This window comes from Streptomyces sparsogenes (assembly GCF_001704635.1).
Lineage (GTDB): Bacteria > Actinomycetota > Actinomycetes > Streptomycetales > Streptomycetaceae > Streptomyces > Streptomyces sparsogenes.
In genome coordinates, this window is record NZ_MAXF01000231.1 from 15,031 (window position 1) to 37,358 (window position 22,328).

At 69.3% G+C, this 22,328-nt stretch carries 14 protein-coding genes and 7 pseudogenes; 7 read left to right on the plus strand and 14 right to left on the minus strand.

Features of this window, described 5'->3' with window-relative positions:
• Nucleotides 1–4: 4 nt before the first annotated feature.
• Nucleotides 5–805 (minus strand): annotated as a pseudogene (locus BBH68_RS41200) (IS5 family transposase).
• A gap of 279 nt (nt 806–1,084) precedes the next feature.
• Here BBH68_RS41200 and BBH68_RS37955 point away from each other — a divergent pair.
• The 3 genes from BBH68_RS37955 to BBH68_RS44190 all read left to right on the plus strand — a co-directional run bounded on the left by BBH68_RS37955 (nt 1,085) and on the right by BBH68_RS44190 (nt 3,427).
• The gene (locus tag BBH68_RS37955) at nt 1,085–1,837 is read left to right on the plus strand and encodes an SDR family NAD(P)-dependent oxidoreductase (RefSeq protein ID WP_065968465.1); all 753 of its coding nucleotides are present in this window, start codon (nt 1,085–1,087) and stop codon (nt 1,835–1,837) included.
• Nucleotides 1,838–2,298: 461 nt separating this feature from the next.
• On the plus strand, nt 2,299–3,177 hold the full coding sequence (locus tag BBH68_RS37960; RefSeq protein ID WP_065968466.1) for a HAMP domain-containing sensor histidine kinase: 879 nt from the start codon (nt 2,299–2,301) through the stop codon (nt 3,175–3,177).
• On the plus strand, nt 3,074–3,427 hold the full coding sequence (locus tag BBH68_RS44190) for a transposase (RefSeq protein ID WP_076971126.1): 354 nt from the start codon (nt 3,074–3,076) through the stop codon (nt 3,425–3,427). The genes BBH68_RS37960 and BBH68_RS44190 overlap by 104 nt, the downstream gene beginning before the upstream one ends.
• Before the next feature lie 27 nt (nt 3,428–3,454).
• On the opposite strand, the pseudogene BBH68_RS37970 reads toward BBH68_RS44190, so the two are convergent.
• Nucleotides 3,455–4,069: pseudogene (locus BBH68_RS37970) on the minus strand (VOC family protein); the annotation flags it as partial.
• Nucleotides 4,070–4,072: 3 nt separating this feature from the next.
• On the opposite strand from BBH68_RS37970, the pseudogene BBH68_RS43830 reads away from it, so the two are divergent.
• Nucleotides 4,073–4,372 (plus strand): annotated as a pseudogene (locus tag BBH68_RS43830) (hypothetical protein); the annotation flags it as partial.
• A gap of 237 nt (nt 4,373–4,609) precedes the next feature.
• Here BBH68_RS43830 and BBH68_RS37975 read toward each other — a convergent pair.
• From BBH68_RS37975 to BBH68_RS41315, 3 genes are all read right to left on the minus strand, one after another.
• Entirely contained in the window at nt 4,610–7,444 is a 2,835-nt protein-coding gene (locus BBH68_RS37975) for a SpoIIE family protein phosphatase (RefSeq protein ID WP_065968468.1), read from the minus strand.
• A 91-nt stretch (nt 7,445–7,535) separates the two neighbouring features.
• The gene (locus BBH68_RS37980; protein ID WP_065968469.1) at nt 7,536–7,955 is read right to left on the minus strand and encodes a hypothetical protein; all 420 of its coding nucleotides are present in this window, start codon (nt 7,953–7,955) and stop codon (nt 7,536–7,538) included.
• Nucleotides 7,922–8,659 (minus strand): LbetaH domain-containing protein, encoded by a 738-nt coding sequence (locus BBH68_RS41315; RefSeq protein WP_065968470.1) that lies wholly within the window; start codon nt 8,657–8,659, stop codon nt 7,922–7,924. The genes BBH68_RS37980 and BBH68_RS41315 overlap by 34 nt, the downstream gene beginning before the upstream one ends.
• A 1,187-nt stretch (nt 8,660–9,846) precedes the next feature.
• Between BBH68_RS41315 and BBH68_RS37990 the strand changes: the two genes are divergently transcribed.
• The gene (locus BBH68_RS37990) at nt 9,847–10,419 is read left to right on the plus strand and encodes an integrase core domain-containing protein (protein WP_245738523.1); all 573 of its coding nucleotides are present in this window, start codon (nt 9,847–9,849) and stop codon (nt 10,417–10,419) included.
• A 43-nt stretch (nt 10,420–10,462) separates the two neighbouring features.
• Here BBH68_RS37990 and BBH68_RS40275 read toward each other — a convergent pair.
• The 5 genes and pseudogenes from BBH68_RS40275 to BBH68_RS41325 all read right to left on the minus strand — a co-directional run.
• A pseudogene (locus BBH68_RS40275) lies at nt 10,463–10,600 on the minus strand (IS5-like element IS4811 family transposase); the annotation flags it as partial.
• Between the two features lie 152 nt (nt 10,601–10,752).
• Nucleotides 10,753–12,018 carry an alpha/beta fold hydrolase gene (locus tag BBH68_RS37995; protein ID WP_065968471.1) on the minus strand — a complete coding sequence of 422 codons (1,266 nt, stop codon included), beginning with the start codon at nt 12,016–12,018 and terminating at the stop codon, nt 10,753–10,755.
• Nucleotides 12,019–12,139: 121 nt separating this feature from the next.
• The gene (locus tag BBH68_RS38000; RefSeq protein WP_060950654.1) at nt 12,140–12,799 is read right to left on the minus strand and encodes a response regulator; all 660 of its coding nucleotides are present in this window, start codon (nt 12,797–12,799) and stop codon (nt 12,140–12,142) included.
• Nucleotides 12,784–14,802, minus strand: a complete 2,019-nt coding sequence (locus tag BBH68_RS38005; protein ID WP_065968472.1) for an ATP-binding protein — start codon at nt 14,800–14,802, stop codon at nt 12,784–12,786. Before BBH68_RS38005 ends, BBH68_RS38000 begins: the two co-directional genes overlap by 16 nt.
• Before the next feature lie 78 nt (nt 14,803–14,880).
• Complete coding sequence (locus tag BBH68_RS41325) at nt 14,881–16,479, minus strand: IS1634 family transposase (protein ID WP_245737878.1); 1,599 nt, start codon at nt 16,477–16,479, stop codon at nt 14,881–14,883.
• A 376-nt stretch (nt 16,480–16,855) separates the two neighbouring features.
• Here BBH68_RS41325 and BBH68_RS38015 point away from each other — a divergent pair, with 376 nt between their 5' ends.
• Complete coding sequence (locus BBH68_RS38015) at nt 16,856–17,353, plus strand: hypothetical protein (protein ID WP_065968481.1); 498 nt, start codon at nt 16,856–16,858, stop codon at nt 17,351–17,353.
• A gap of 49 nt (nt 17,354–17,402) precedes the next feature.
• Here BBH68_RS38015 and BBH68_RS38020 read toward each other — a convergent pair.
• A pseudogene (locus BBH68_RS38020) lies at nt 17,403–18,087 on the minus strand (response regulator).
• Entirely contained in the window at nt 18,084–19,013 is a 930-nt protein-coding gene (locus BBH68_RS38025; RefSeq protein ID WP_065968473.1) for a sensor histidine kinase, read from the minus strand. Before BBH68_RS38025 ends, BBH68_RS38020 begins: the two are co-directional and overlap by 4 nt.
• A 64-nt stretch (nt 19,014–19,077) precedes the next feature.
• Between BBH68_RS38025 and BBH68_RS43840 the strand changes: the two are divergent.
• A pseudogene (locus BBH68_RS43840) lies at nt 19,078–19,272 on the plus strand (respiratory nitrate reductase subunit gamma); the annotation flags it as partial.
• Between the two features lie 96 nt (nt 19,273–19,368).
• Here BBH68_RS43840 and BBH68_RS40285 read toward each other — a convergent pair.
• Together BBH68_RS40285 and BBH68_RS38040 are read right to left on the minus strand one after the other, a co-directional pair.
• Nucleotides 19,369–20,455, minus strand: a pseudogene (locus BBH68_RS40285) (integrase core domain-containing protein).
• A 375-nt stretch (nt 20,456–20,830) separates the two neighbouring features.
• Nucleotides 20,831–21,439, minus strand: a complete 609-nt coding sequence (locus BBH68_RS38040) for a hypothetical protein (RefSeq protein ID WP_065968476.1) — start codon at nt 21,437–21,439, stop codon at nt 20,831–20,833.
• Between the last annotated feature and the right edge of the window lie 889 nt (nt 21,440–22,328).

The following is a 22,328-nucleotide window of genomic DNA, read 5'->3' on the forward strand; positions in this document are numbered from 1 at the left end:
CATCTCATTTGGTGAGTCTGCGGTAGCAGATGAGGGTGCAGGCGATGCTGGTGAAGGCCAGGAAGTGCTCGGCTTTGCGTTCATGGCGGCGATGCAGGCGGCGGCATCCGGCGAGCCAGGCCATAGTGCGTTCGATGGTCCAGCGATGTCGTCCCAGCCGCCTGGAAGATTCGATGCCTTTGCGGGCGATGCGGTGCCGGATGCCGCGCTGGCGTAACCATCGGCGTAGGTGGTCGTAGTCGTAGCCCTTGTCGCCGTGGAGCTTGGCGGGTCGTCGGAGACGAGGACCGCGGCAGGAGCGGATGGGCGGGATGCCGCGTACGAGCGGCTCGCCGGCCTGGCTGTCGTGCAGTTCGCGCCGGAGACCCCGACAGAGAGGGGCAGCCCGGTCCGCTCGGTAGTCAAGTGGATCTTCGAGCCGTACTTGCCCCGGTCCACAGGATTCGGACCTGTCAGTCCCCCCTTTTCAGAGCCCGCATGTTCACCGAATCGATCGCACAGCGGGACCAGTCCGGTTCACCGCGGGAGCCGAGTTCATCGAGGACCAGGCGATGGAGCTTCGCCCATACCCGGGCCTTTGACCACTCGGCGAAGCGCCGGTGGGCTGTCGCTCCCGACGGCCCGAACGATGTGGGGATGGCAGCTGCTGCCACGTGCAGCCCGATGTCGCCACGAACACGATCGCAGCCGGCACTTCCCGGTCACCATGTCGGCGCCGGCCGCCGCCCTGAGGTCGGACCGGCGCCTGCGGCACCACTCTCTGGAACGGCTCCCACAGCTCATCCGGCACCAGCCGCTCAACGATTCCCACGCCGACAGGCTGTCGAAGCCGCCAAATGAGATGACTTCTTGGTCATCGATTGACGCGGCAGTCCCCGTTGTCCCCAGGGCGGGAGCGAACCACCATCGGCAACCGCGATCGCGGTTGTGTAGACGGCCGTGCCCGGCACCGACGCGTGACAGGGGGCTGCCCCTCGTCCGGCACGCCGAGGTCAACGGGCACCGGCCGTCGCGGTACCCCGAACAAGGTCGCCTGGGCGAATCAGGCATCGCCTGGTGCGAGTAACTCTATCGGAAGGTCATCATGAGTAACTTCTCAGGAAAAATCGGACTCGTGACGGGTGCTGGAAGCGGAATCGGCCGCGCGACGGCGATCGAGCTGGCCCGGCAGGGCGCCACTGTCACCGTCACCGACATCAACGAGGCAACAGCCGTCGAGACCACCGAAATGATCAGAAAGGACGGCGGAGAGGCACTGGCACTCAGCGTCGACATCGCCGACGAGGACGCGGTGCGGACGGCCGTCGAACGCACCGTCGAGATGTACGGCGGCCTCGATTTCGCCGTGAACAACGCCGGCCTGGACTCACACCACCGGCAGCTCGACCAAATGAGTCTGGAGGAGTTCGAGCGCGTGACCCACGTCAACCTGGGCGGGACCTTCCTCTGCATGAAGTACGAGCTGCCCGCCCTGCGCAGCCGCGGCGGCGGCGCGATCGTCAACGTCGCCTCCAACGGCGGCCTGTACGCAATCCCGACCGCCCCCGCCTATGTGGCAGCCAAGCACGGCATCGTCGGGCTCACCAAGGTCGCCGCCGTGGACTACGCGCCGCACAACATCCGCGTCAACGCCGTCTGCCCCGGCCCGACCCGTACACCCGGCTTCGAAAGGGTGGCGGCCGGCACCGACTTGATCGCGATACAGGAGGCGATCACCCCCCTCGGCCGGATGGCCACATCGGAAGAGGCCGCCGCAGCCGCAGTTTGGCTCTGCTCGGACGCCGCGTCCTACATCACCGGGATCGCGCTGTCGGTCGACGGCGGACGGCGGGCATAAGGGGCATCGCGGTCGAGGAGTACACGGCCGCCGAAGCCCTCAGCCTGCCCCGGCCTCGGAGCATCCGCACCACACAAGGACGGAGTCGTCAGCGACCCGATGACGGCTCATGAACGATCGAGGCTAACGCTTGTCGCAACATTCCTTGATCATTAGGGGTGTGCTGATGGCGAGGCCGGGTGCAGGCATCAGGCGCTGAGGGCGGCAGCAGTCGCCCGCCATGACCACGGCCGCCGGTGGACGAGGCGGGCTGTACGCCGGGTTCTGTGCCCAGGGACCTCGGGGCCGTCGGGGCGGTGGCCATCCATCCCGGGTGCTGCCCCGGAAGCCCTGAGGGCGCGTCGGTGGGTGAGGATGCGAAGGGCGCGTTCTCGTCGACGATCGGGGAGCGTTGTCCGAGGCGGGGTGCCGGCGTCGGGTGTTGCAGCGGCTGGCGCAACGGAACGCAGCGTGGCGGAGCGGTGTCCGCACTGCTGCCGACCGCGCTCATACTCCTTCCCGTCTCGTTCGCAGGCGTCGGCGCTGACAGTGCCGACGCCATCGCGGAAGGACACCTGACCGAACGCCTTCCCACTCGCGGAAACCGCAGCGAGACCGACCAGTTGGCAGAAGCCGTCAACCGGGCCTTCGACGCGCAGGCCCGCGCTGAGGCCACCGTCCGCTCGCTGGCCGCGGACACCTCGCACGAACTGCGCACTCCGCTGTCCACCATCTCCGGCTGGCTCGACCTGCACCGTCAGGGCGGACTCACCGGGCCGCGGCTGGAGACCGCCCTCGGCCACATCGAAAACGAAGTCGGCCGCATGCGGTTGCTGGTCGAGGACCTCTCGCTGCTCGCCCGTCTCGACGCCGGCAGGCCCATCGAGCAGGACCCTCTCGATCTGACCGCGCTGGCCGCCAGTGTGGTGGAGGACGCGCAGGTCATCTACCCCGACCGCAGCATCACGCTGACCGCCGGTGGACCCGCCCAGGTGACCGGCGATACCGCCCGCCTTCAGCAGGTGCTGCGCAACCTCGTCGGCAACGCTGTCCAGCACACCCCGGCACAGACCGCCGTGCAGGTCGCCGTCATCACCACCCCCGGACGCGTCCAGGTCGAGGTGGCCGACGACGGCCCCGGCATCGCACCCCAGGACCTACCGCGCGTCTTCGAGCGCTTCTGGCGTGCCGAGGCCAGCCGCAGCCGCGCCTGCGGCGGTTCCGGCCTGGGCCTGGCCATCGTGGAGGCGATCATCCATGCCCATCACGGTCAGGTCTCGGTGGAGTCCGCCGTGGGCGTCGGCACCACCGTCACCGTCCGACTCAACGCGCAGTGCACCGGTACCGCGCCGCGGGACTGAGTTCCAGCAGAAGATCCGGACGCAGGTGAGGAAAGACCAGAAGAGCAGCAACTGGCAGCGGTGCTATGCCATCCGCGCGGGCTGCGAGGCCACCGTCTCCGAAACGGTCCACGCGCACGGACTGCGGCACTGCCGCTACCGCGGCCTGGCGAAAACGCACGTCCAGCACGTGCTCACCGCTGCCGGGGCCAACATCATCCGCCTCCTAGAGATCACCAACAGCATCCAGAAGATGAGCCAGAGCCGCTGAACGTGAACAAAGCCAGGTGGGTGAACGTCAGCGGGCCGAGTGGGCGCCGGCCATCAGCGCGGCGAGGTCGTCGGGCCGCAGGAAAGAGGGGGGAGGGGGCGGGCCCCAGCTGAAGAGGCTCTTGGCTGCCTCCCAGACCTCGGGCTTCCACAGCGCGTCGTCGACGACGCAGTCCATGTCGGAGTAGGACTCGGAGAAGTTGCCGGCCGGGTCCTTGAGGTACCAGAAGAAGTTCGAGCCGACGTGGTGGCGTCCCAGACCCCAGATGTGGCGCTCGGGGTGCTCCCGCAGCATCGCCGTAGCGCCGCGGCCGATCTCGTCGACGTCGTCGACCTGCCACGAGGTGTGGTGGACGAAGTTGACGGGCGCGCTTGACACCAGGATGTTGTGGTGCTCGGTCGAGCAGCGCATGAACGAGGAGAGCCCGGGCACCTCGTCGCTGATCTTCAGGCCGATGCCCTCGGCGAAGAAGCGCTGGCTGGCCTCCTGGTCCGTCGAGCCGATGACGACGTGTCCGAGCTTGCGCGGACGGACCCTGCCCTCGCGCAGGATCCCCGGGGCGCGGCCGGTGCCGCGGTCCGTGCGGCCCGGCCCGTTGTACGCCGTCGCCGGCGCCTCCGGTTGCTCGATGCGCGGGGTGACTGGGCCCGCCGGCAGACACCCTTCTCTGGAGCCGGCGTCCTACGACCGATGTGGAACATCGGAGGAAAGACTCCGACAGGGGAACCCGACCTTCACATAGCCGCCCTTTGGGTGGAATTCACGCCCTTCATGCAGCCCGGAGGACAGGCCACGGTCCGTCTCGCCCCGCTCTCCCCGTCGAAGTGGCAGCAGCTTCAACCCGGTCAAGTGATCACCATGCACGAGGACCGGACTGTCGCTGGAACGGCGGTCGTCCTGGAGATCCAGGGCCCATCACTCCCGCCTGCCACATTGCAGTCGTAGTCGATGGAATCGCCCCCAACTGCCGTCATTTCTCATCGACATCCTTGGACCAGTTGATCAACAACTGCCTCCCGAAGCGGTCGACAAGTGCTGTTCCTAGAGACAAACGAAGCCAGATAGTACTTCCTCTCGGCCGACAGGCACCGTAGCTGAGCCGGGAAGCGACCCCACGCTGTCTTCTCGGCGCGCGAAATCGTCTGGCAGGCCACACCCGGACCCGCTGTCAGCCGGGCGGGCTCACCATGCCGCCGGAGCATCGCCTCCAGCGCCGAGCAGCGACTGCTCGGTCCAGATGCACTTGCCGGTCGCCGTGTAGCGGGTGCCCCACCGGTGGGAGAGGGCGGCGATGAGTTGCAGGCCCCGGCCGCTCTCGTCTGTTTCCAGGGCGCGGCGGATCCGGGGTGTGGTCAGGCTGCCGTCGGAGACTTCGCAGACCAGACAGTCGGTGCGGAGCAGCCGCAGCCGCACTGGGCCCTTCGCGTGGCGTACGACATTCCCCACCAGCTCGCTGGCCAGCAGTTCCGTGGTCGTCGCCAAGTCCTCCAGGCTCCAGGTGGAGAGCTGCTCCCGGACGTACGCCCGGGCCAGACCCGCCGCCTTCGGGTCTTCGGGGAGCGGCCAGGAGACGACCTCGTCGGCGGCCAGGGCGTGCAGGCGACCGACCAGGAGTGCCGCGTCGTCATCAGTCTGGTGTTCAGCGGGGAGCAGACCGGCGGTGAGGATGTCGCAGAGCCGCTCCAGGTCCGTGTCCTGGGCGGTGTCACGGGCCGTCCGCAGCAGCTGCGCGAGCTGGGCCAGGCCGTCGTCGATGTTACGGGCGGCCGACTCCACCAGCCCGTCGCTGAACAGGACCAAGAGGCTGCCGTCGGGTATCGTCAGCTCGACCGTCTCGAACGGGGGGTCGGCCACACCCAGTGGCGGGTTGGAGGGCAGCCCGGGGAAGAGCACCGTGCCGTCGGGGTGCATCACCGCCGGTGGCGGATGTCCCGCGCACGCGAAGGAGCAGACCCGGGTAGCCGGGTCGTAGAGGGCGTACAAGCAGGTGGCGTACGAGTCCTCCCCCAAGGAACCGACGACCTCGTTGAGGTGCCCGAGGATCTCCTCAGGAGGCAGTTCCAGGTCGGCGAGTGTCTGGACCGCAGTGCGCAGCTGTCCCATGGTGGCCGCCTCGGACAGGCCGTGTCCCATCACATCGCCGATGACGAGCGCGACCTGACCGGCCGAAAGCGGAATCATGTCATACCAGTCCCCGCCCACTTCGATGCTCTGCCCGGCCGGCAGGTACCGAGCCGCAGCGGTGCACGCGGGCAGCGAGGGCAGCTCCCGTGGGAGCAGTCCGCGCTGCAGTTCCTGGGCACGGTTGTGCTCGGCATCGTAGAGCCGGGCCCGTTCCAGGGCCTGCGAGACCAGGCCGCTGATCGCGTTGAGGAGAATGCGCTCCTCAGCGGTCAGCCGACGCGTGTGGTCGAAGCTGATCACGCAGACACCGTAGGGGCGCCCGGACGTGGTCAGGGGCAGGAAGGCCCAGGACCGCTTGCCGACTTCGTGGGGCCTGCTGGCCAGCTCCGAGTAGCGTGCCGCGTATTCCTCGGGGGATGAGATGAACAGCGGCGTGCCGGAGAGCAGTGTCTCCATGACCGGCGTCTGTTCCGAGAGGGGCAGTCTTTCCAACTGGTCGAGGATTGGCCGGCGATATCCGACGGCTCCAACGGTGTGCGCCCGGTTGCCCGCGACGGCCTGCACGAGCAGTCCGGTGGCGCCGAACGGCCTCAGCACCCGCCGGGCGACCGCGTCCACCACATCCCGGGACGTGACTGCCTTGGCCAACGCCGCGGTCAGCTCTGTGATCCGGGTGGCCCGCTCGGCGGCGGCTCGCTCGGCAGCCTGTTCTTCGGCCTCGCGCTTCCGGCTCTCGGTCACGTCGGTGAAATAGCAGGTGGTGCCCTCGGGGAGCGGGACGACCCGCAGGTGGAAACAGCGATCGGTGCCGCTTGTCCAGACGTCGAAGCCCGTGGGCACGGACGCCTCCGCGGCCTTCTGATAACGGTCCTTGAGGCCGGGCATCTGCTGTACGGCAGGCAGCTCCCACAGGACCCGGCCGATCAGCTCCTCCTCGGGGGAGCCCAGGATGCGCTCCGCCTCCAGGTTGACGAAGGCGATCCGCCAGTCATCGCTCACCGAGAGAAAGCCGTCACTCATGTGGCGCAGGGTGCGGCTCAGCGCGTCCCGGGTGGAGCCGACCGCGCTGCTGTCCCACCACATGCCGACCACCCGGGCCGGCTCGCCCTCGTCATCGAGCACGACTGCGGCGCGGGCATGCGTCCAGCCATACGTGCCGTCCGGGCGCAGAATCCGGTACTCGGCGTCGTACACACCCCGCTCACGGATCGCTCTGCGGGCCTCGGCCAGCGTCCCCGGCAGGTCGTCGGGGTGGACGATCTGCACCCAGCTCTCGATATGGGGCACGAACTCTTCCGGGTCCAAGCCGGAAATGGCCATGGCCGCCTCGTCGAAGAACATCTCGCCGGTGCGGAGGTTCCATTCCCACGAGCCGACCTTGGCCTCCTCCAATGCCTGCCAGAGGTGGCTGCTGCGCTGTCCATGCTGGGACGGCTGGGCGAGCGGCGGCGCCTGGCTCATCCGCTTCCCGGTCCACACCGCCACAGCCTTCAGGAAGTCCCACTGCTCCCCAGTCGGCTCTGACTTCGCACCCATCAGGACGGTGAGCGCGCCGATTACGCGGTCGCCGGCGAAAATCGGCACAGCCGCCAAGCCGGCACCTGGATAGAAGTCTGCGAGGGACTCACCGGGCACGCACACCGCACTGCCCGTCCGGACCGCGCGGGCCGGGGCCGTGGTGTCTTGTACGTCGAGCAACTCCCAGGGCCGGATGAGAGCCTGCGGCAGCCCCGCCACCGACACCAGGATCAGGGCGGAATCCGGGATAAAATGATGCGTCATTCCGCCGAGACCGCTCAGCTCCGCCACAGCTTGTTGCAGGCCCAGACGCAGTGCTTCACTCTCAGTGACGTCGTCGCCCACGGTGGTGAGCAGACGCAGCCGTCCGTCCATAATACAACCCTACGGCGTTACAGCCCCCTAAATGCCACCGAATAGGCAGTTTCCGGAATGTACCGGTGCGGTGTCGGCCGGGCTTCGGACGTCAGCCTCCAAGGCCCACGGGAGCCGCCGGGCGCTCCGGGCGGTGGTCGGCCGCGGCCGGCCCGGTCAGTGTCGTCAGCAGGGCTCGGGCCCCCGCGTCGTTCTGCCGGAAGGCGGGTGCGTTGGTACGGGGCCGGGCGAAGGCGGCGAGGGCACGGCTGTTGGTGGGGGCGCCGAGCGTGATACGTCGGGGGTGGGGACAGCCGACGCCGGGGTCGACGACGTGGCCGCTGTCCGGCGTGACGGTGAGGCGGCCGGAGCGGTGGGTGTGCGCGGTGTCGGCGATGACCTCCTCGGAGAGCGCGCCGCCGTGGCGCAGGTGGCGCAGGTGGCGGAGCAGCGGGTCCGCGGTGCGGTCGAGGTCCGGGCCCGGCAGGTACGCCTCGATCAGGGCGATGGCATGGACCGGGTGGCAGGGCACGGTGGGGCTCGTCGCGGTGAAGGTGCCGGTTGCCTCGTCCGTGCCGACCCGCAGGTCCGCGCCGAGGAAGCGGACGAGCCCGGCCCGATCAGCGTCCCGGGGGACAGGACCGTACCGGCCGGGAGCGCCACCCCATCGCCGATGACCGCGCCGAACGTGGTCTGCCCCGTGCCGATGCGCTGACCGTCCACCGTGACCGTGATCTCGTCCATCGCGGGTTCGATGACCGGCCTGGTGCAGCGCAGCCCCGTCGTGGAGCACAGGGCCCCGACGTTGACGCCCCGTCCGATGACGGAGTCCCCGATGAACGAGGGATGCTTCATGAAGCAGTCCCCAGCGAGGAGGCTCCGCGCGATCTCCGCGCCGAAACCGATCCGACAGCCGGGGCCGACCACGCTGTGATCCCGGACCAGGGCGCCCCGGGAAATGACCGTGCCGGAGCAGATCAGGACCGGACCGACGACCCAGGCGCCCGCCTCGACGCGGGCGCCAGCCTCCACGATCACCTCGCCCTCCACGACCGCGCCGGCCTCCACGACACCGCGCCCAACGGGCAGCACCCCGGCCGCGGCGGGAGAGTCCAGCCCCAGGGTGATGGCGCCTTTGACGTCGAAGACCGTCCGGCAGGTCGCCAGCAGTCCCTCGACGAAGCCCCCGAGGCCCGCCGGCTGGACGTAGTGGCTCGGGGTGAGACGGACATCCACAGTCGCAGTACCAGCCGTGGAAAGGGTGGGATTGGAGAGTTGCACCGGAGACCTCCCAGGTGCCCGAAGGAGACGGCCGCGGATGCCGACCGCCGCGCTCCAAGAGCACCGCACTCACTCCCCTCGCGGCAGCCCGTAGTCCTGGGGCTGCGAACCATTTGCATGTCATGCAAATCGCCCGCGCGCACCGGCCGAACCAATACGCTGTGCACAAGGCAGCGCACCCTCGGCTATCACCGGGACGGGTCATGGATGCGGTCAATCAGGCACCCGAAGCCTCCCGCTGCGCCTGTCACGCCGGGCGAACGGGTGCGAAGAACGTCGCGCTCACCGCGCTCCTCGAAGAGCGCCCTCAGGCGCGCATGGTCATGCACTGACCAACCACACCCCGGCCACCGTGGTCACGCTCCTCGGGCAGCGCCCCCGGCGATGGACTGCCGACCGCATGAGGTGCGACCCGGCGGGCTACGGCCGGACACCGCGATTCAGGCACCTGCCGCGTACGGTCGAGGGTTCAGTCCCGGCCGATCGGCCGTCCAGGCCGCCCAACCCCTGGCCTAAACGATCAATAAATGCGCTCGGCGAGGTTCGGGCACCGGGCTCGGTTGCTCCCGTCGGCTGACCGTGCTCCCCCTTCGCTGAGGCGCGTCCGCCGCTGATTCAGGTGTTCCCCGGGCCGCTGGGCGGTCTCTCCGGCCGACCCGGTGCGGGGCTTTGTGCTCGCCCAAGTGTGGGCATGATCTTGCCCTTCGCCATGAGGTCGCCGTGCTGCGTCGGCAGATCAAGCGGCCACAGCTCTCATGGGCTGATCGTGCCGTGCTCTCCGCTCTCGCACGGCACCTGCCATCCGCCTTGCGCCGCCATCGGCTGGTCACTCCGGGCACCCTGTTGACCTGGCACCGTCGTCTGGTGCGCTGGAAGTGGCGCCAGACGGCGGTCGGACCCGGTCGTCCACCGTTGCCGGAAGAGACGGTCGCGCTCATCCAGCGACTGGCGCGAGAGAACCCGACCTGGGGATACGTCAGGATCCAAGGAGAACTGCGACGGCTTGGCCCTCGGGTCGCCGCCACCACGATCCGGCGCGTCCTGCGCCGCTCCGGCCTGCCACCCGCACCGCAACGAGCAAGCCAGCAGACCTGGCGCTCCTTCCTCCGCGCCCAGCCCACGCGCTGCTCGCCTGCGACTTCATGCACGTGGAGACCGTCTTCCTCAAGCGTCTCTATGTCTTCTTCGTCATGGAGATTGCCACCCGGCGCGTCCATGTCATGGGTGTCACCGCACGCCCTACCGGCGTATGGGTCACTCAACTCGCCCGCAATCTGCTCATGGGTCTCGAGGACAGGGCTGGGTGCTTCCGGTTCCTCATCCGGGAGCGGGACAGCAAGTTCACTGCCGCGTTCGACGCCGTCTTCGCCGGCAACAGCACAGCCGTCATCCCGACGCCTCCGCAGAGCCCACGGTCCAATGCGTTCGCCGAACGATGGATACGCACAGCCCGTGCCGAATGCACCGACCGGCTCATCATCACCGGCGAACGACACCTGCGTACGGTCCTCAACCAGTACCTCGAGCACTACAACACGGGACGGGCCCACCGAAGCCTTGGCCTACGAGCTCCCGACGACGACCCGAACATCATCCCCCTGCCCGCCACCACATGCAGGCGCCGCCAGGTACTTGGCGGACTGCTCAATGAGTACCACGCCACGCCACCCCGACTGCCTCACCATCCGCAGGAAACGCCCAACTCAGCAGCCTGAGCGGAATATTGACACCCTTCACGCTCCTGCGCGATGTCCGACTGGTGATGCGCCTGGTCATGAGCGTGATCACGGCCCAAGTGATCAACGATTCCGAATGCTGGATGGGCCGTTCGCAGTCCCGAGCGTGCCGACACGCGTGCATGATCCAGGCCAGCGACCTCTCCGCCACCCAGCTCTTGGTTCTGTGGAATCAGCTTTGTCAAGAATCTCCCGTCTTGCCCTGCTGGACGTCGACGATCGACAGTGATGTTGCAGTCGCGGGAACACCGATCTGGCGAGGTGTCGGCCCGGCGGGGGTGGGGACGTCGGTGAGCCGATCCAGGTTCCGACTCAGCCGGTGCCCGTCGGCAGCGGTTCGTCCCGGAGGAAGGCCCGCAGCAGTGCGGTGTAGCGGCCGGGCTGTTCGCCTGAGATGGAGTGTCCGGCTCCCTGGACGGTTACCAACTCGGAGCCTGCGAGGGTGTGTTGGTACTCGGCGGTCACGGCGGGCTTGATGAAGTCGCATTCCCCTCGCATGATCAGAGAGGGGACGTGCAGGGTGCGCAGACGGGGCCGGGGGTCGGGGAGCTGCTCGAAGTCCCTGACGGTCATCTGGTTGCTGTAGAAGCCCTGAGGGTTGTCGTGCGCCGTGGTGGGCGAAGCACCCTCGCACGAGGTGCTGTCTTTTCCCTGGAGGGCGACTTCGTGCATCCAGTGGTCGACCTCGCGGTCGCCGACCAGCGCGTGCGCGGCGCCGGGATTGATCTGGAGGAGCAGGCTCGCCGCGATGATGCGGGGTGCGCTGTTCAGCCGGTCGAGCCGGGCCTTCTGGTCGGTCGAGAGGCGGTTCCAGGGTTGCCCGGCCTTGGAGCCGGGGTATTGACGGCCCCACAGCGCGCCCGGCGAGGTGAAGACCGCTTTGGCGACGTGCTCGCCATGGGCGGCCAGGTACTGGGCGGTGAGTGATCCGCCCCAGGACTGGCCGACCAGGATGATCCGGTCGGCGCCGAGTGTGCGCCGGATCGCTTCCAGGTCGGCGACCTGTCGGGCCACGGTGTATCCGGTGACGTCCCGCAGCCGGGTGGAGCGGCCGGCGCCGAGCTGGTCGTAGGAGTAGACGTCGAAGCCGTCCGCCGCGAGTTCACGGCCCCCGGTGTGGACGCCCTCGCCGGGGGTGCCAGGGCCGCCGTGCAGGAAGATCACCGGAGTCGGTCTGGCCTTGCCTGTGGCGGGGGTGTGGACGTAGGCGATGCGTGAACCGGTCGGCAGATCCCAGAACCGCACGCCGGGCGGGGCGGAGGCGGCCGTCGTGGTGGGCATCGGATGGAGGACGGTGACGGCGGCGAGGACGGCGACGGCCGCGGTCAGGCCGACCGTGAGGAACGCGGACGCCCGCAGGGCCGGGCGGCGGTCGAGGCCGAACAGGGCGAACGCCGCCTGGCCCAGCAGTCCGCCGGCCACGGCGCCGCAGACGAGACCGACGATGACCAGGACCGGCACGCTCGCGGTGACGAACGCCGCGCCGAGAAAACCGGCCACCGCCACGGCAGGGGTCAGCAAGAGCGCCAGGAACAGCAGGACCCCGCCGGCGACACGGTGGAGAAATATGCGTGACATGCCTTCGAGACTAGGAAGCCGACGCGGGCGATCCGTCCAGCTCAGGGATGGTCCCGCCGCGTGCGAGGGCCGCCTGGCGGCGGGGTGTCACCCCCACCTCACGGCGGGGTGCCGACTCACCTCACGGCCCGCTGCCCGGCCGGATCAGCCCCGTCTCGTACGCGGCGATCGTCGCCTGCACCCGGTCGCGTACGCCGAGCTTGCCGAGGAGGACGGAGACGTGGTCCTTCACGGTGGGCGGACTCACCCCCAGCACCGCCGCGATCTCCGCGTTGGACAGCCCCCGCGCGACCTGCCGCAGCACCTCCGTCTCGCGTGGGGTGAGCAGGTCGAGCCGGGTCGTGTCGAGCGGACCGGGCCCGTCCGTGAACCGGTCGATCAGCGTGCGGGTCACCGCCGGATCGAGCAGCGCGGCGCCCCCGTGGACCACCCGTACCGCGTCGATCACCCGCTCCGGCTCGGCGTCCTTGAGCAGGAAACCGGCGGCCCCGGCGCGCAGCGCGGCGAACAGGTACTCGTCGAGACCGAAGGTGGTGAGCACCAGAACACGGGTCGCGGGGCTGCGTTCGGTGATCGCGGCGGTCGCCGCGAGCCCGCCGATCCCCGGCATCCGGACATCCATCAGCGCGACGTCCGGCCGCGCCGACAGCGCGAGTTCGACCGCCGTGTCGCCGTCCGCCGCCTGCCCGACGACGCACAGGTCGGGTTCCGCGTCGAGGATCGCCGCGATCCCGGCCCGTACGACGGCCTGGTCGTCCGCGACGGTCACTCTGATCGCCATGGGAACGCCTCCGGGAGCCATACGCGTACCGCACCGCGGTCGGTCGTCGAGAGGGTACCGCCGGCGGCGTCCGCGAGGGCGCGCAGCCGCCGCTCCACCGCGGGAACGGCGGGTGCCGGACCGGAAACCTCCACGCCGTCGGTGAGCGTGCGCACTGTGAGGGTGACGCCCACGGCAATGAGCGCGGAGGCGGTCCGGTACGCGAAGACCTCCACGGCGGCGGGCAGCGGACGGCGTGCTCCGACGTACCGGACGACGGCGCCGTAGCGCGCGGCCAGCGCGGTGATCCCGGAGACGGTGGGCGGAGGGGCGTCGTCGGTGTCGTTCCCTGCGCGCAGCCCGGACAGCAGGTCCCGCAGAGCGGTCAGTCCGGCGCGGGCCTCTTCCCGCACGGCCCGCAGGTCCCCCTCCTCCGCTGCGGCGACGACCGCCCGCGCGTGCCGGAGCGCCGTTTCCCGCAGCCCGGTGGCGAACAGCAGACGCTGCGCGGACACCGCCGCATCGGCGTCCCCGTCGAGCAGAACCCGCCGCCGGGTGTCTGCGGCCCGCAGCCGCTCATGCCGCCGGGCGGTCAGGCGTCCCCACGACCAGACGGCGAGGGTGGGGACGGCCAGCACGCCCGCCAGTACGGCCCAGGCCGCCGTACGGCTGCCGGTGATGCCGCTGCCGCTCGTCAGCGCGAGCCCGCCCACGGCGGCCACGGCGAGCGGCGCGAACAGGCCTCGGCGCCACGGCAGACGCACTCCGACGCTGTGGACGAGCGTCAGCTCGACCCACCCGTATACCAGGAAGATGTCGCTCACCGGCGGCTGGGTCCAGCCCGTCCGGTCGCAGGCCCACCACAGCAGCAGCGCCGACAGCACCGCCGCGAGCGCGCGGCCGGGCGCCCGTGAGCGCCAGGCCAGCGGCACGGCGTGCAGGCCCGACAGCACGACGGTCACCAGCGCGGGCAGCAGGCCGCCGAACGGAGCTGGTACGTCGGCCGACAGCAGGCTCGCGCCGAGCGACAGCGCGATCGCCAGGGCCACCAGCGCGTAGTCGAGCGCGGCCGTCCCACGCCACAAGGGCCACCGGCGGAGGGGAAGAACCGTGGCCGCAGGCAGCGAGGCCCGCACGCTCCAGCCCTCTCGATGGCCTTGCCTCACGGGTCCCGCGCGGAACGTCCCGCCCGTCGCGGTGACCGTGGCCGCCAGCCCCGCGAGACCGCGCCCGGTCCCGAGGCCCGGCTCGACGGCCGTACCGCCGTCGTCCGTGACGGTGACGACGAACAGGTGATCGCCGCCGGCCCGTACGGGCTTGTCCCGGTCGTCCGTCGGCTCGATCCGGACGCGCACTGTCGCGCCCTCGGCGTACCGGGCCGCGTTGGTCAACGCCTCCCGGACGACCCGGTACGTCGCTTCCGTACTGCCCGCCGGTGCCTTGTCGACCGTGCGCCGGTAGTCCACCGAGTGCGCGGCGGCCAGCGCGTCGACCTCGGCGAAGCCGGCCGCGGTCGCGTCCAGCTCGGTGAGGCGCTCCAGTTCGCGGACGGCCTCCCGGCCCGCCTCGTCGGCGTGGCGCAGCGCGTCACCGGTCCGTTCCCGGTCGGCGAGCCTGAGCGCGGCGCCCGCGGCCACCACGATCCCGGTCAGCCGATGCGCGGCCACGTCGTGCAGCTCCGCCGCCAGCCGGTCCCGTTCTGCCAGCGCGGCGAACAGCGGGACCGCCGCCGTGCCGGCCTCGTAGTCCGCCAGCGCGGACCGGCGGGCCGACCGGTGCCGGCGGGAGCGGCCCGTCGCCCAGACGACCGCCAGCACCCCACCGGCCGTCAGCGCGACCCCCGCCACGTAGTGCGGCGGTTCACCGCGTACGGCGGGGAGCGCGGCGGCGGCCAGCGTGAGCACGACGGCTCCCGTGAGGGAGGAACCGGCGGTCGTGCGTACGGCCAGCAGATGGACCATGATCAGCGCGCAGACCGCCGCGACGAGGGAGAGGCCCCACACGTGCCCCGCGAAGCCGTTCATTGCCCCACGCCGACGGCGGGCGACCGCTCGACGATCTCCATTCCGGCAGACTAGCCCCGGACTTCGCGGGTCACCGGTTTAGGTCTGTGGCCAGCGGGTCTGTGTGATGTCGGTGTCGAGGAGGTCGAGGAGGTGGAGTTGGACGCCGCGGGTGATCTGGACGGACGGCGGGTCGGTGACGTTGCCGATCCGCAGGGTGAGTTCGCCGAGGTGGTAGAAGATCATGCGGCCGGTGGGGCGGACCCGGCGGTTGTCCGGGTAGAGGCCGGTCATGGTCTGCTCGGGGCCGAGTGCGCGTCTGACCTGCCGTTCGATGAGGCAGAAGACGAGCAGGGCCAGGCAGATGACCTGGACCAGGGCGGCGACGCGCCGGTTGTGCTGCACGAAGACCGGTGCGACCGCGAGGGGGCCTTTGAAGTCGTGGTAGCGGCGCTCGACCGCGCCCTGGCCTTTGTAGTGGATCAGGACCTGGGCCGGGTCGGCCTGGTCGGCGGGGATGCTGGTCAGCATCGCGTACCAGCCGTCAACGGCGGCCTCCGCGTTCAGGACGTTCTGGTCGAAGTACCAGGCCAGGGCGGGGGTGTCGTGCTCGTCGGTGGTGATGGTCCAGCGCAGGCAGGCGGTGACGCGGCGCTTGGCTGCGATGACGCCGGCCCGGGCCGCGACCTTCTCCCGGGTCTTGTAGTGCTGGCCGCCTGCCGCGCCGGCGAGCTTGTCCATCTCTTCCCTGGCCCGGGCCAGACGCTTCTCGCGGGCTCTGCGCTGGCCCGCCGCGACGGCGGTGGAATGGACCAGGATCCGGCGCAGCCGGTGCACCAGATCCCGTTTGCGGGGCCCGGCCAGGGTGTGGACGTCCTCCAGTACCCGGTAGACCTCCCGCTCACCGGCCGGCTTGCCCTCGTCCCTCTCGGGCACCCAGTCGACCAGATGTGCCTGCGTGAGGTCCAAGGCGGCATAGACCTCGTCTTTGACCTGCGCGGCCGGGACCGGCGCGATGAAGTCCACCCCGGCCGCGAGCAGTGCGGTGACGTTCGTGTAGGACACCAGCTTGGAATCGGCGACCATCAAGAATTTCCGCTCACCGGCCATGCCCCGCAGGTCCTTCATCGCCCCGACGACCTGGCTGACCTCGGCGACGCCGCCGCCGAAGACGCGGGCGTGGACGGGGATGCCGCCGTCGGCGGACACCGCGAGCCCGGTCTGGACCTGCTTCAAATCCACCCGCCGGTCCTTGGGATGCCCGTAGCTGATGACCGGGTACTGCTCGTCCTGGTCCTCGCTCGGGTAGGCGCCATGGACAGACATGCTGGTCATGTCCCAGTGCAGCCTCGACACGTCGATCCCGAACTCGGCGATCGCCTGCGCGCCGATAGTGCCCGCGATCTGCTCCAGCTTCGGTGCGATCGCGTCCAGGGCCCGGGCCAGACGGTCGTCGTTGAGCAGGTCCGGCTCAAGGCCGAAGACCTCCTCCACCGCCCAGGTGCGGGCCCAGTCGCCGACCCGCACCAGCGGTGCGGGCGAGGTCAGCCGGTTGGCCACCAGCGCCTCGATCACCTGCCCGTGGGTCAGATGCGCGCTCGCACCGCCCGGACACAGCTCGTCGACGATCCCGGCAACATCCAGCCGGCGCAGAAACTCGGCAGCGACAGGCAGAGCGCCCAGACGCTTCTCCACCACGGACGTCACCACCACATCAAGGCGCTGACGGACAGACCGTGGCCGCGGGGACCGGGAAGTCATCGACACACCCAACCCAACGCCACACCACCGGCCAAGGACACCCCCGGACCGGTCACACCATACGAATCAACGACCCGCGAAGTACGGGACTAGCGGTCCCGACCTCCTCCGGAACGAGGCAGCAGCTGGAAACGGTGGAGCCGGTCTTCGCGCAGAACACCCGCTCCGCCACAGCGTCCTGACCCGGAGGGGCGGGACACTGTGGCGATGCCGTCGCCCGTCGGTGCGGGTGAACCCGAGCGCATCACAGCCTCGGGCTCTTCCCGTCAACCCTGGGTCCAGGTCTCGGTGGCACCCCGCTTAGGCTGTGGTCGTGGATTACAGCGAGCTTGAGGCGGACGTTCTGCGGCTGGTCGTCGGGGCCACCGAGGGTGGCGTTCGTGCCTTCGGTGAGGAGACGGTCACTCGTCTGGTGCGGCCGGAGCTGCTGCGCGGTGCGGCTGAGGACGAACTCACCGAAGAGGCCCGGGCGGCACTGGCCACCGCCTGCGCGAACGTCTTGACGATCAGCGCCGCCGAGCTGCACGACGAGCTTGCGACGATCTATGACGGCATCTTGGTCGATGACGATCTGGACCCCGGAGTCCTCACCGCCATCGGCGCGTTGGCGCATTGGAAGAGCTACCTGGAGCAGAACCGGCGCGGCGAGGTCTACGAACTCGCCATCCGTTCCATCGAGGACATCGACCACGAGGTCTCCGCCGACCTCGACGACATCCTCGCCACACCGGAGATGGCGGCCGAGTACGAGCGCATCCGCCGGCTGCTGGCTCCCGGAGCGGGGCAGGAACGCGGGACCCACCGCAGGTAGTTCTGGGAACACGGCGATGCGGGCAGTCTGACGCTGTGCCCGTCGCTGTTCAGGTCCCGGCCTGGATCAGCCCGCTTTCGTAGGCGAAGATCACTGCGTGGATACGGTCACGGAGGCCGAGTTTGGTCAGGATGCGGCCGAGGTGGGTCTTGACGGTCGTCTCCCCGACGAAGAGGCGGTCGGCGATCTCGCCGTTGGTCAGCCCTCGGGCGACCAGGGCGAGGACTTCGTTCCCGGTCGGTGAGCGCGGCCAGGCGGCTGCGCTGGGCGGGCACGGACGTGGGGGATTGCAGGACGCAGCGTTCGACCAGGCGCCGGGTGAGTGAGGGCGCCACCATGACCTCCCCCCGCAGTACCGCCCGGACGGTTACCAGGATCTCCTCGGCGGGGGCGTCCTTGACGAGGAAGCCGTTGGCGCCGGCGCGCAGGGCCGCGTAGGCGTACTCGTCGAGGTCGAAGGTGGTGACGACGAGGATGCGGGGCCCGTGGGGCTGCGCGCAGAGGTGTTCGGTCGCGGCGAGCCCGTCCAGGCCGGGCATGGGTACGTCCATCAGGACGAGGTCCGGTTCCAGGGCGGCCACGCCGGTGATCGCGGCATCCTCGTCGACGGCCTCGCCCACCACGGTGAGGTCGGGCTGGCTGTCGATGACCATGCGCAGTCCCATCCGGATCAGCTCCTGGTCGTCGCAGACCAGCACCCGGGACGACGACGGAGCGGGGGCCGGGCTGGTCATGGGGTCGCCGTGGTGGGCTCGGGCTCGGTGGGGCGCAAGGAGGCGGTGACTCGGTAGCCCCCGTCGGGTGTGGGTCCGGCGTCGACGCCCCCGCCGTACAGGGCGGTGCGTTCGCGCATGCCGGTTAGTCCGTGACCGCAGGAGAGCAGTCGGGCGGGGTGCTCCGGGACGACTCCCGCTCCGGCCGAATTCTCCACCCTGACGAGGACCAGCCACCCCGGCCCGTCGGTACCAGTGTCGAGCTGTACATGGATCGTTGCGTCCGGCGGCGCGTGCTTGACGACGTTGGTGAGCGCCTCCTGCACGATGCGGTACGTCTGCGCGGTGAGATCCGCCGGAAGGCCGCCTGGCTCTCCGTGAAGGTCCAGCCGGGCGCGCGTGCCGTTCGTGTTGAGGCGCCCGACCAGCCGCCGCAGATCGGCCGAGAGGGACTCACCGGCCCCACCGTGATCGGGCCCGGCCCCGGGGCTGCCGGCCGGGGCGTCCTCGTCGGGGGTGCGCAGCACCTCCAGCAGTCGGCGCAGTTCGTCCAGGGCGTCGCGGCCGGTCGCGCTGATGACGCCGAGGGTGCGGTCGACGACCGTGGGGTCGGCGTGCCGCATCAGCCTGCCGCACTCGGCGTTCAGCACCATCACGCTCACGCTGTGTGCGAGGACGTCGTGGATCTCGCGGGCGATGCGAGCCCGCTCCTCGGCGACGGCGACCCGGGCCAGGGCGAGTCGTTCCGACTCGGCGAGCGCGGCCCGCCGCTCGAACTCGGCGATATAGGCGCGCCGGGCACGGACGTACTCGCCGAACACCCAGGCCCCGGCCAGCAGGAGCCCCACGGCGAGCGGGGTGGGCCAGGCACCGCGGGCACCCGGGCCCCCGTAATCGCGCTGCCAGGCGGGAATCCACAGCACGACGCAGCCGGCGGCACAGATCACCGTCGCTGCGGCGGCCCGGCGCAGCCCGCGTACCGTGAGGGTGGCCAGGACCGCGGCCAGGGCGATGGCGCCGCCGCCGGCCGGTGCTCGTCGCGGCCGTGGTGGCGGCCGGGTTCTGGGCGCAGTACCTCGGGCAGGTGTGGGGATCTACCAGATCCACGCCACCGCCGCCTGGGCCATCCTCGCCGTGCGGCCCTTCACCCGGCTCGTCCACGCCTGGAGCATCCCGCTGTGGTACCTGTGGCGCCCGCTGGTCCTCTGCCGCTCCCGCACCGCCGCACACCCCACCGAACCCGGCACCAGCGGACGCCGCTGGCGCCGCATCGTGTGGGGCTCGAATAATCGTCGCTCCTGGTCAAGCGGCATAGCTGTACTCGTTGATCACGCCGCCGAGGACGCGGGTACGCCAGGACTCGTCGGCTGGCTGGTTTCAGGACCGGAGGTGGTTGTTGGTGGGCCTGGGGAGGTAGTTGGTGTCGGGCTCGGTGGGGGCGGTGTGCGTTGTAGTGCCTCTGGTATTCGGCCAGGACATGGCGGGCGTGAGCTTCGTCGAGGATGAGTATGTGGTCGAGGGCTTCTCGGCGGAGGGTGCCGATCACTCGGTCGCAGTGGGCGTTGGCTTTGGGCGCGCGGACCGGTGTCTTGATGATCTCGATGTCCTTGGCTTGGAATACGGCGTCGAAGGCGTCGGTGTACTTGCTGTCGCGGTCTCGGATGAGGAAGCGCAGTGGATCCATGCGTATGCGGAGGTCGGTGGCGAGGTTGCGGGCTTGCTGGGTGGTCCAGGCCGCGGTCGGGTGTGCGGTGACGCCGGCGATGTGCAGGCGTCGGGTGTGGTGCTCGAGGAAGATCAGGGCATACAGGCGTTGCAGGCTGGTGGTGTCGATGTGGAGGAAGTCGCAGGCGAGCAGACTGGTGGCCTGCGCTGAGAGGAACTCGCGCCAGGTTGGGCCGGTGCGGCGGGGTGCAGGGTCGATTCCTGCGGTGTGGAGGATCTGCCAGACGGTCGAGGCGGCGATCGGGTGTCCGAGCCGGGCCAGTTCACCTTGAATCCGGCGGTGGCCCCATTGGCTGTTCTCGCGGGCATGGCGCAGTACGAGGTCCTTGACGGCGGCCTGCGGGGGCGGCCGTCCGGGACTGCGGCGTTGTCGGGAGTAGTCCCAGCGGTGGGCGGCGAGTTTGCGGTGCCAAGCCAATAGCGTGCCGGGCGTGATGGGGAAGACCTTTGCCCAGCGGCGGCGGGGGATTAGCGAGGACAGAGAGGCGAAGCACAGGCGGTCCGCGGGTCCGTACCGTACTCGCCCTTGTAGTTGGCGTCGTAGCACGGCGTTTTCATGGCGCAGGACGAGAAGTTCGGCCTCCTTCGAGGTGTCCCGCCGTAGAAGCACCGTCGGGACGGCGAGAAGGCGTCGAGTCACCTGGTACAGAAGCGACACGATCATCTCACCATGGTCGCAGCTCTTTACCAGCAGCGGTGAATAACCGAGCCCCACAGGGTCGGGGCGGTGCTGGAGAGGAACGGTATGAAGTGGCGCCGCCCCCTCGCTCGGGTGACGTTTCGCGGGTGTCGTGGGGTGGAGGCGATCAAGTACGGACGGTGGTCTGCGGAGGCCGGTAGCGTGTGATGCACGGAGCCCGCCCGGCTGCTTCCCCTGACAGGAATGCGGACGGGCGGGCGCCGTGCTGGCGTCCGCCCGCTGAGGGTATAGGGCCAGGCGGCTTCCTGTCGGTGCCGGAAAGTATGTCACCCAGATGCGACTGGCCTGCCCCTGGACACCCCCACATCACCCTAACCAGCCGCCATCAGTAACGCCGTTTCAGATGGTCGGGGTGTCGTCAACAATCGGCCTGTGAATTTCAATGACCGGCTTCCACCCCGCGGAGAACTCGATGAAGTCTGCACGGGTGGGGTAGGTGTCGAACGCGCGACGGTCACGTTTGGGGTTGTCGGTCCCCTTGCGCCCCCGGGGAATCTGCTCCTCGAAGATGTCGACCTTCACGTCGGGAACCTCCTTGAGGCCCTGGCGCCAGATTTGTACGGTGTCGGCGCCGAAGGCCTGCCGGGCCGCGGCGTAAAGGGCCGTGAGAGCGCCCTTGTCCCCACCAGGGACGAAAAGTGCCAGGTCCAGCACGACACCGGCGGACTGGAGGACCTCGATAGTCACCGAGCCGTTCTCGTCAGCCAAGTAGACTCCGGCGTCATTCTCGTCGTCGGGAAGGCAGGAGACCTCTTCCTGGAATACGGTTCTCGCCGTGATCGAGCCGCCCTCGAAATCCTCACCGGACTTGGTCAGAAAAGCAGGGACATAGCAGTCGGGAAGCTTGAGTTGTGCCGTGTCGGCGGAAATGAACAGCCTGTCCTTCATGCTGAGCTTCGTCACCTCTTCCAGCGAGAGGCGGCGAGCGGTGATCTTCTCCGTGTTCACGAATTCCCTTCCAGGTTGCACTGTCCCTCCGATCAAGGACGCTATCACGAAACCCTGAGGTCAACCGCCCAGTAATCCATGGGTAGATGGCTTCCGATGACCTGCGCGGGAGGACGCCGAAGCGAGTGCCACTCGGTCCGCCAGGTAGTGTCCCTCGACATGCTGTTGGGGATCAACTGGACGTTGCATTTCGGTACGTTGGGTAGCGCGGAGGAACCAAAAGAGAGTTTGCGACAGATATCACCCATATCACCTTCGGGTAGGTGCTGGCGAGGTAAGGCGATCCATTCGTCGTGCATCTCGAAGAGCGCAGCGGAAACCAACCGGATGGTCCCACGGCGCAGCTGGGAGACCCCACTGGCAACAAAATCGGGATGGAGTGCGCAAACCGGAAGTCGCATACCACCGCGCCCTCTTCGGTCAGGACTTCAGCGTAGTCGGCTGACGCCCGGTTGCTGACGTCTCGTCTTGTTGGGTGGGGTTCGGTGCATGGCAGGCATGGATGTCCGCGATTACGGAGTTCTCTACGCTCTATAACCTTGGATTGCCTGGGACTGCCGACGCATCATCTGTGACCTCCCCTGCCTCAGAACAGCTCAGACCGCATCCGGAAGTGTCCGGGAGCGATCTTCCGGATCTGCTGGAACGTTCCGCACAGGTCCCGGACCCTGTGCCGCTCGAACAGTCATCGCCGCAGGTGAGCTGGATGCGGTCAGTCCGCTGGGATCATGTCCTCCGTGATCGTGTCCTTGCTGTACAAGGCGACCCGGAAGCTGCTCACTGTTCCATCGGTGCTCCTGCGACGCGGGACGGCGAAGGAGGCGGAACCGCTGGTGCTGCGGCACGAGAACGGGGTCCTGCGCCGCCAGTTGGCCGGACCGGTCCGTTA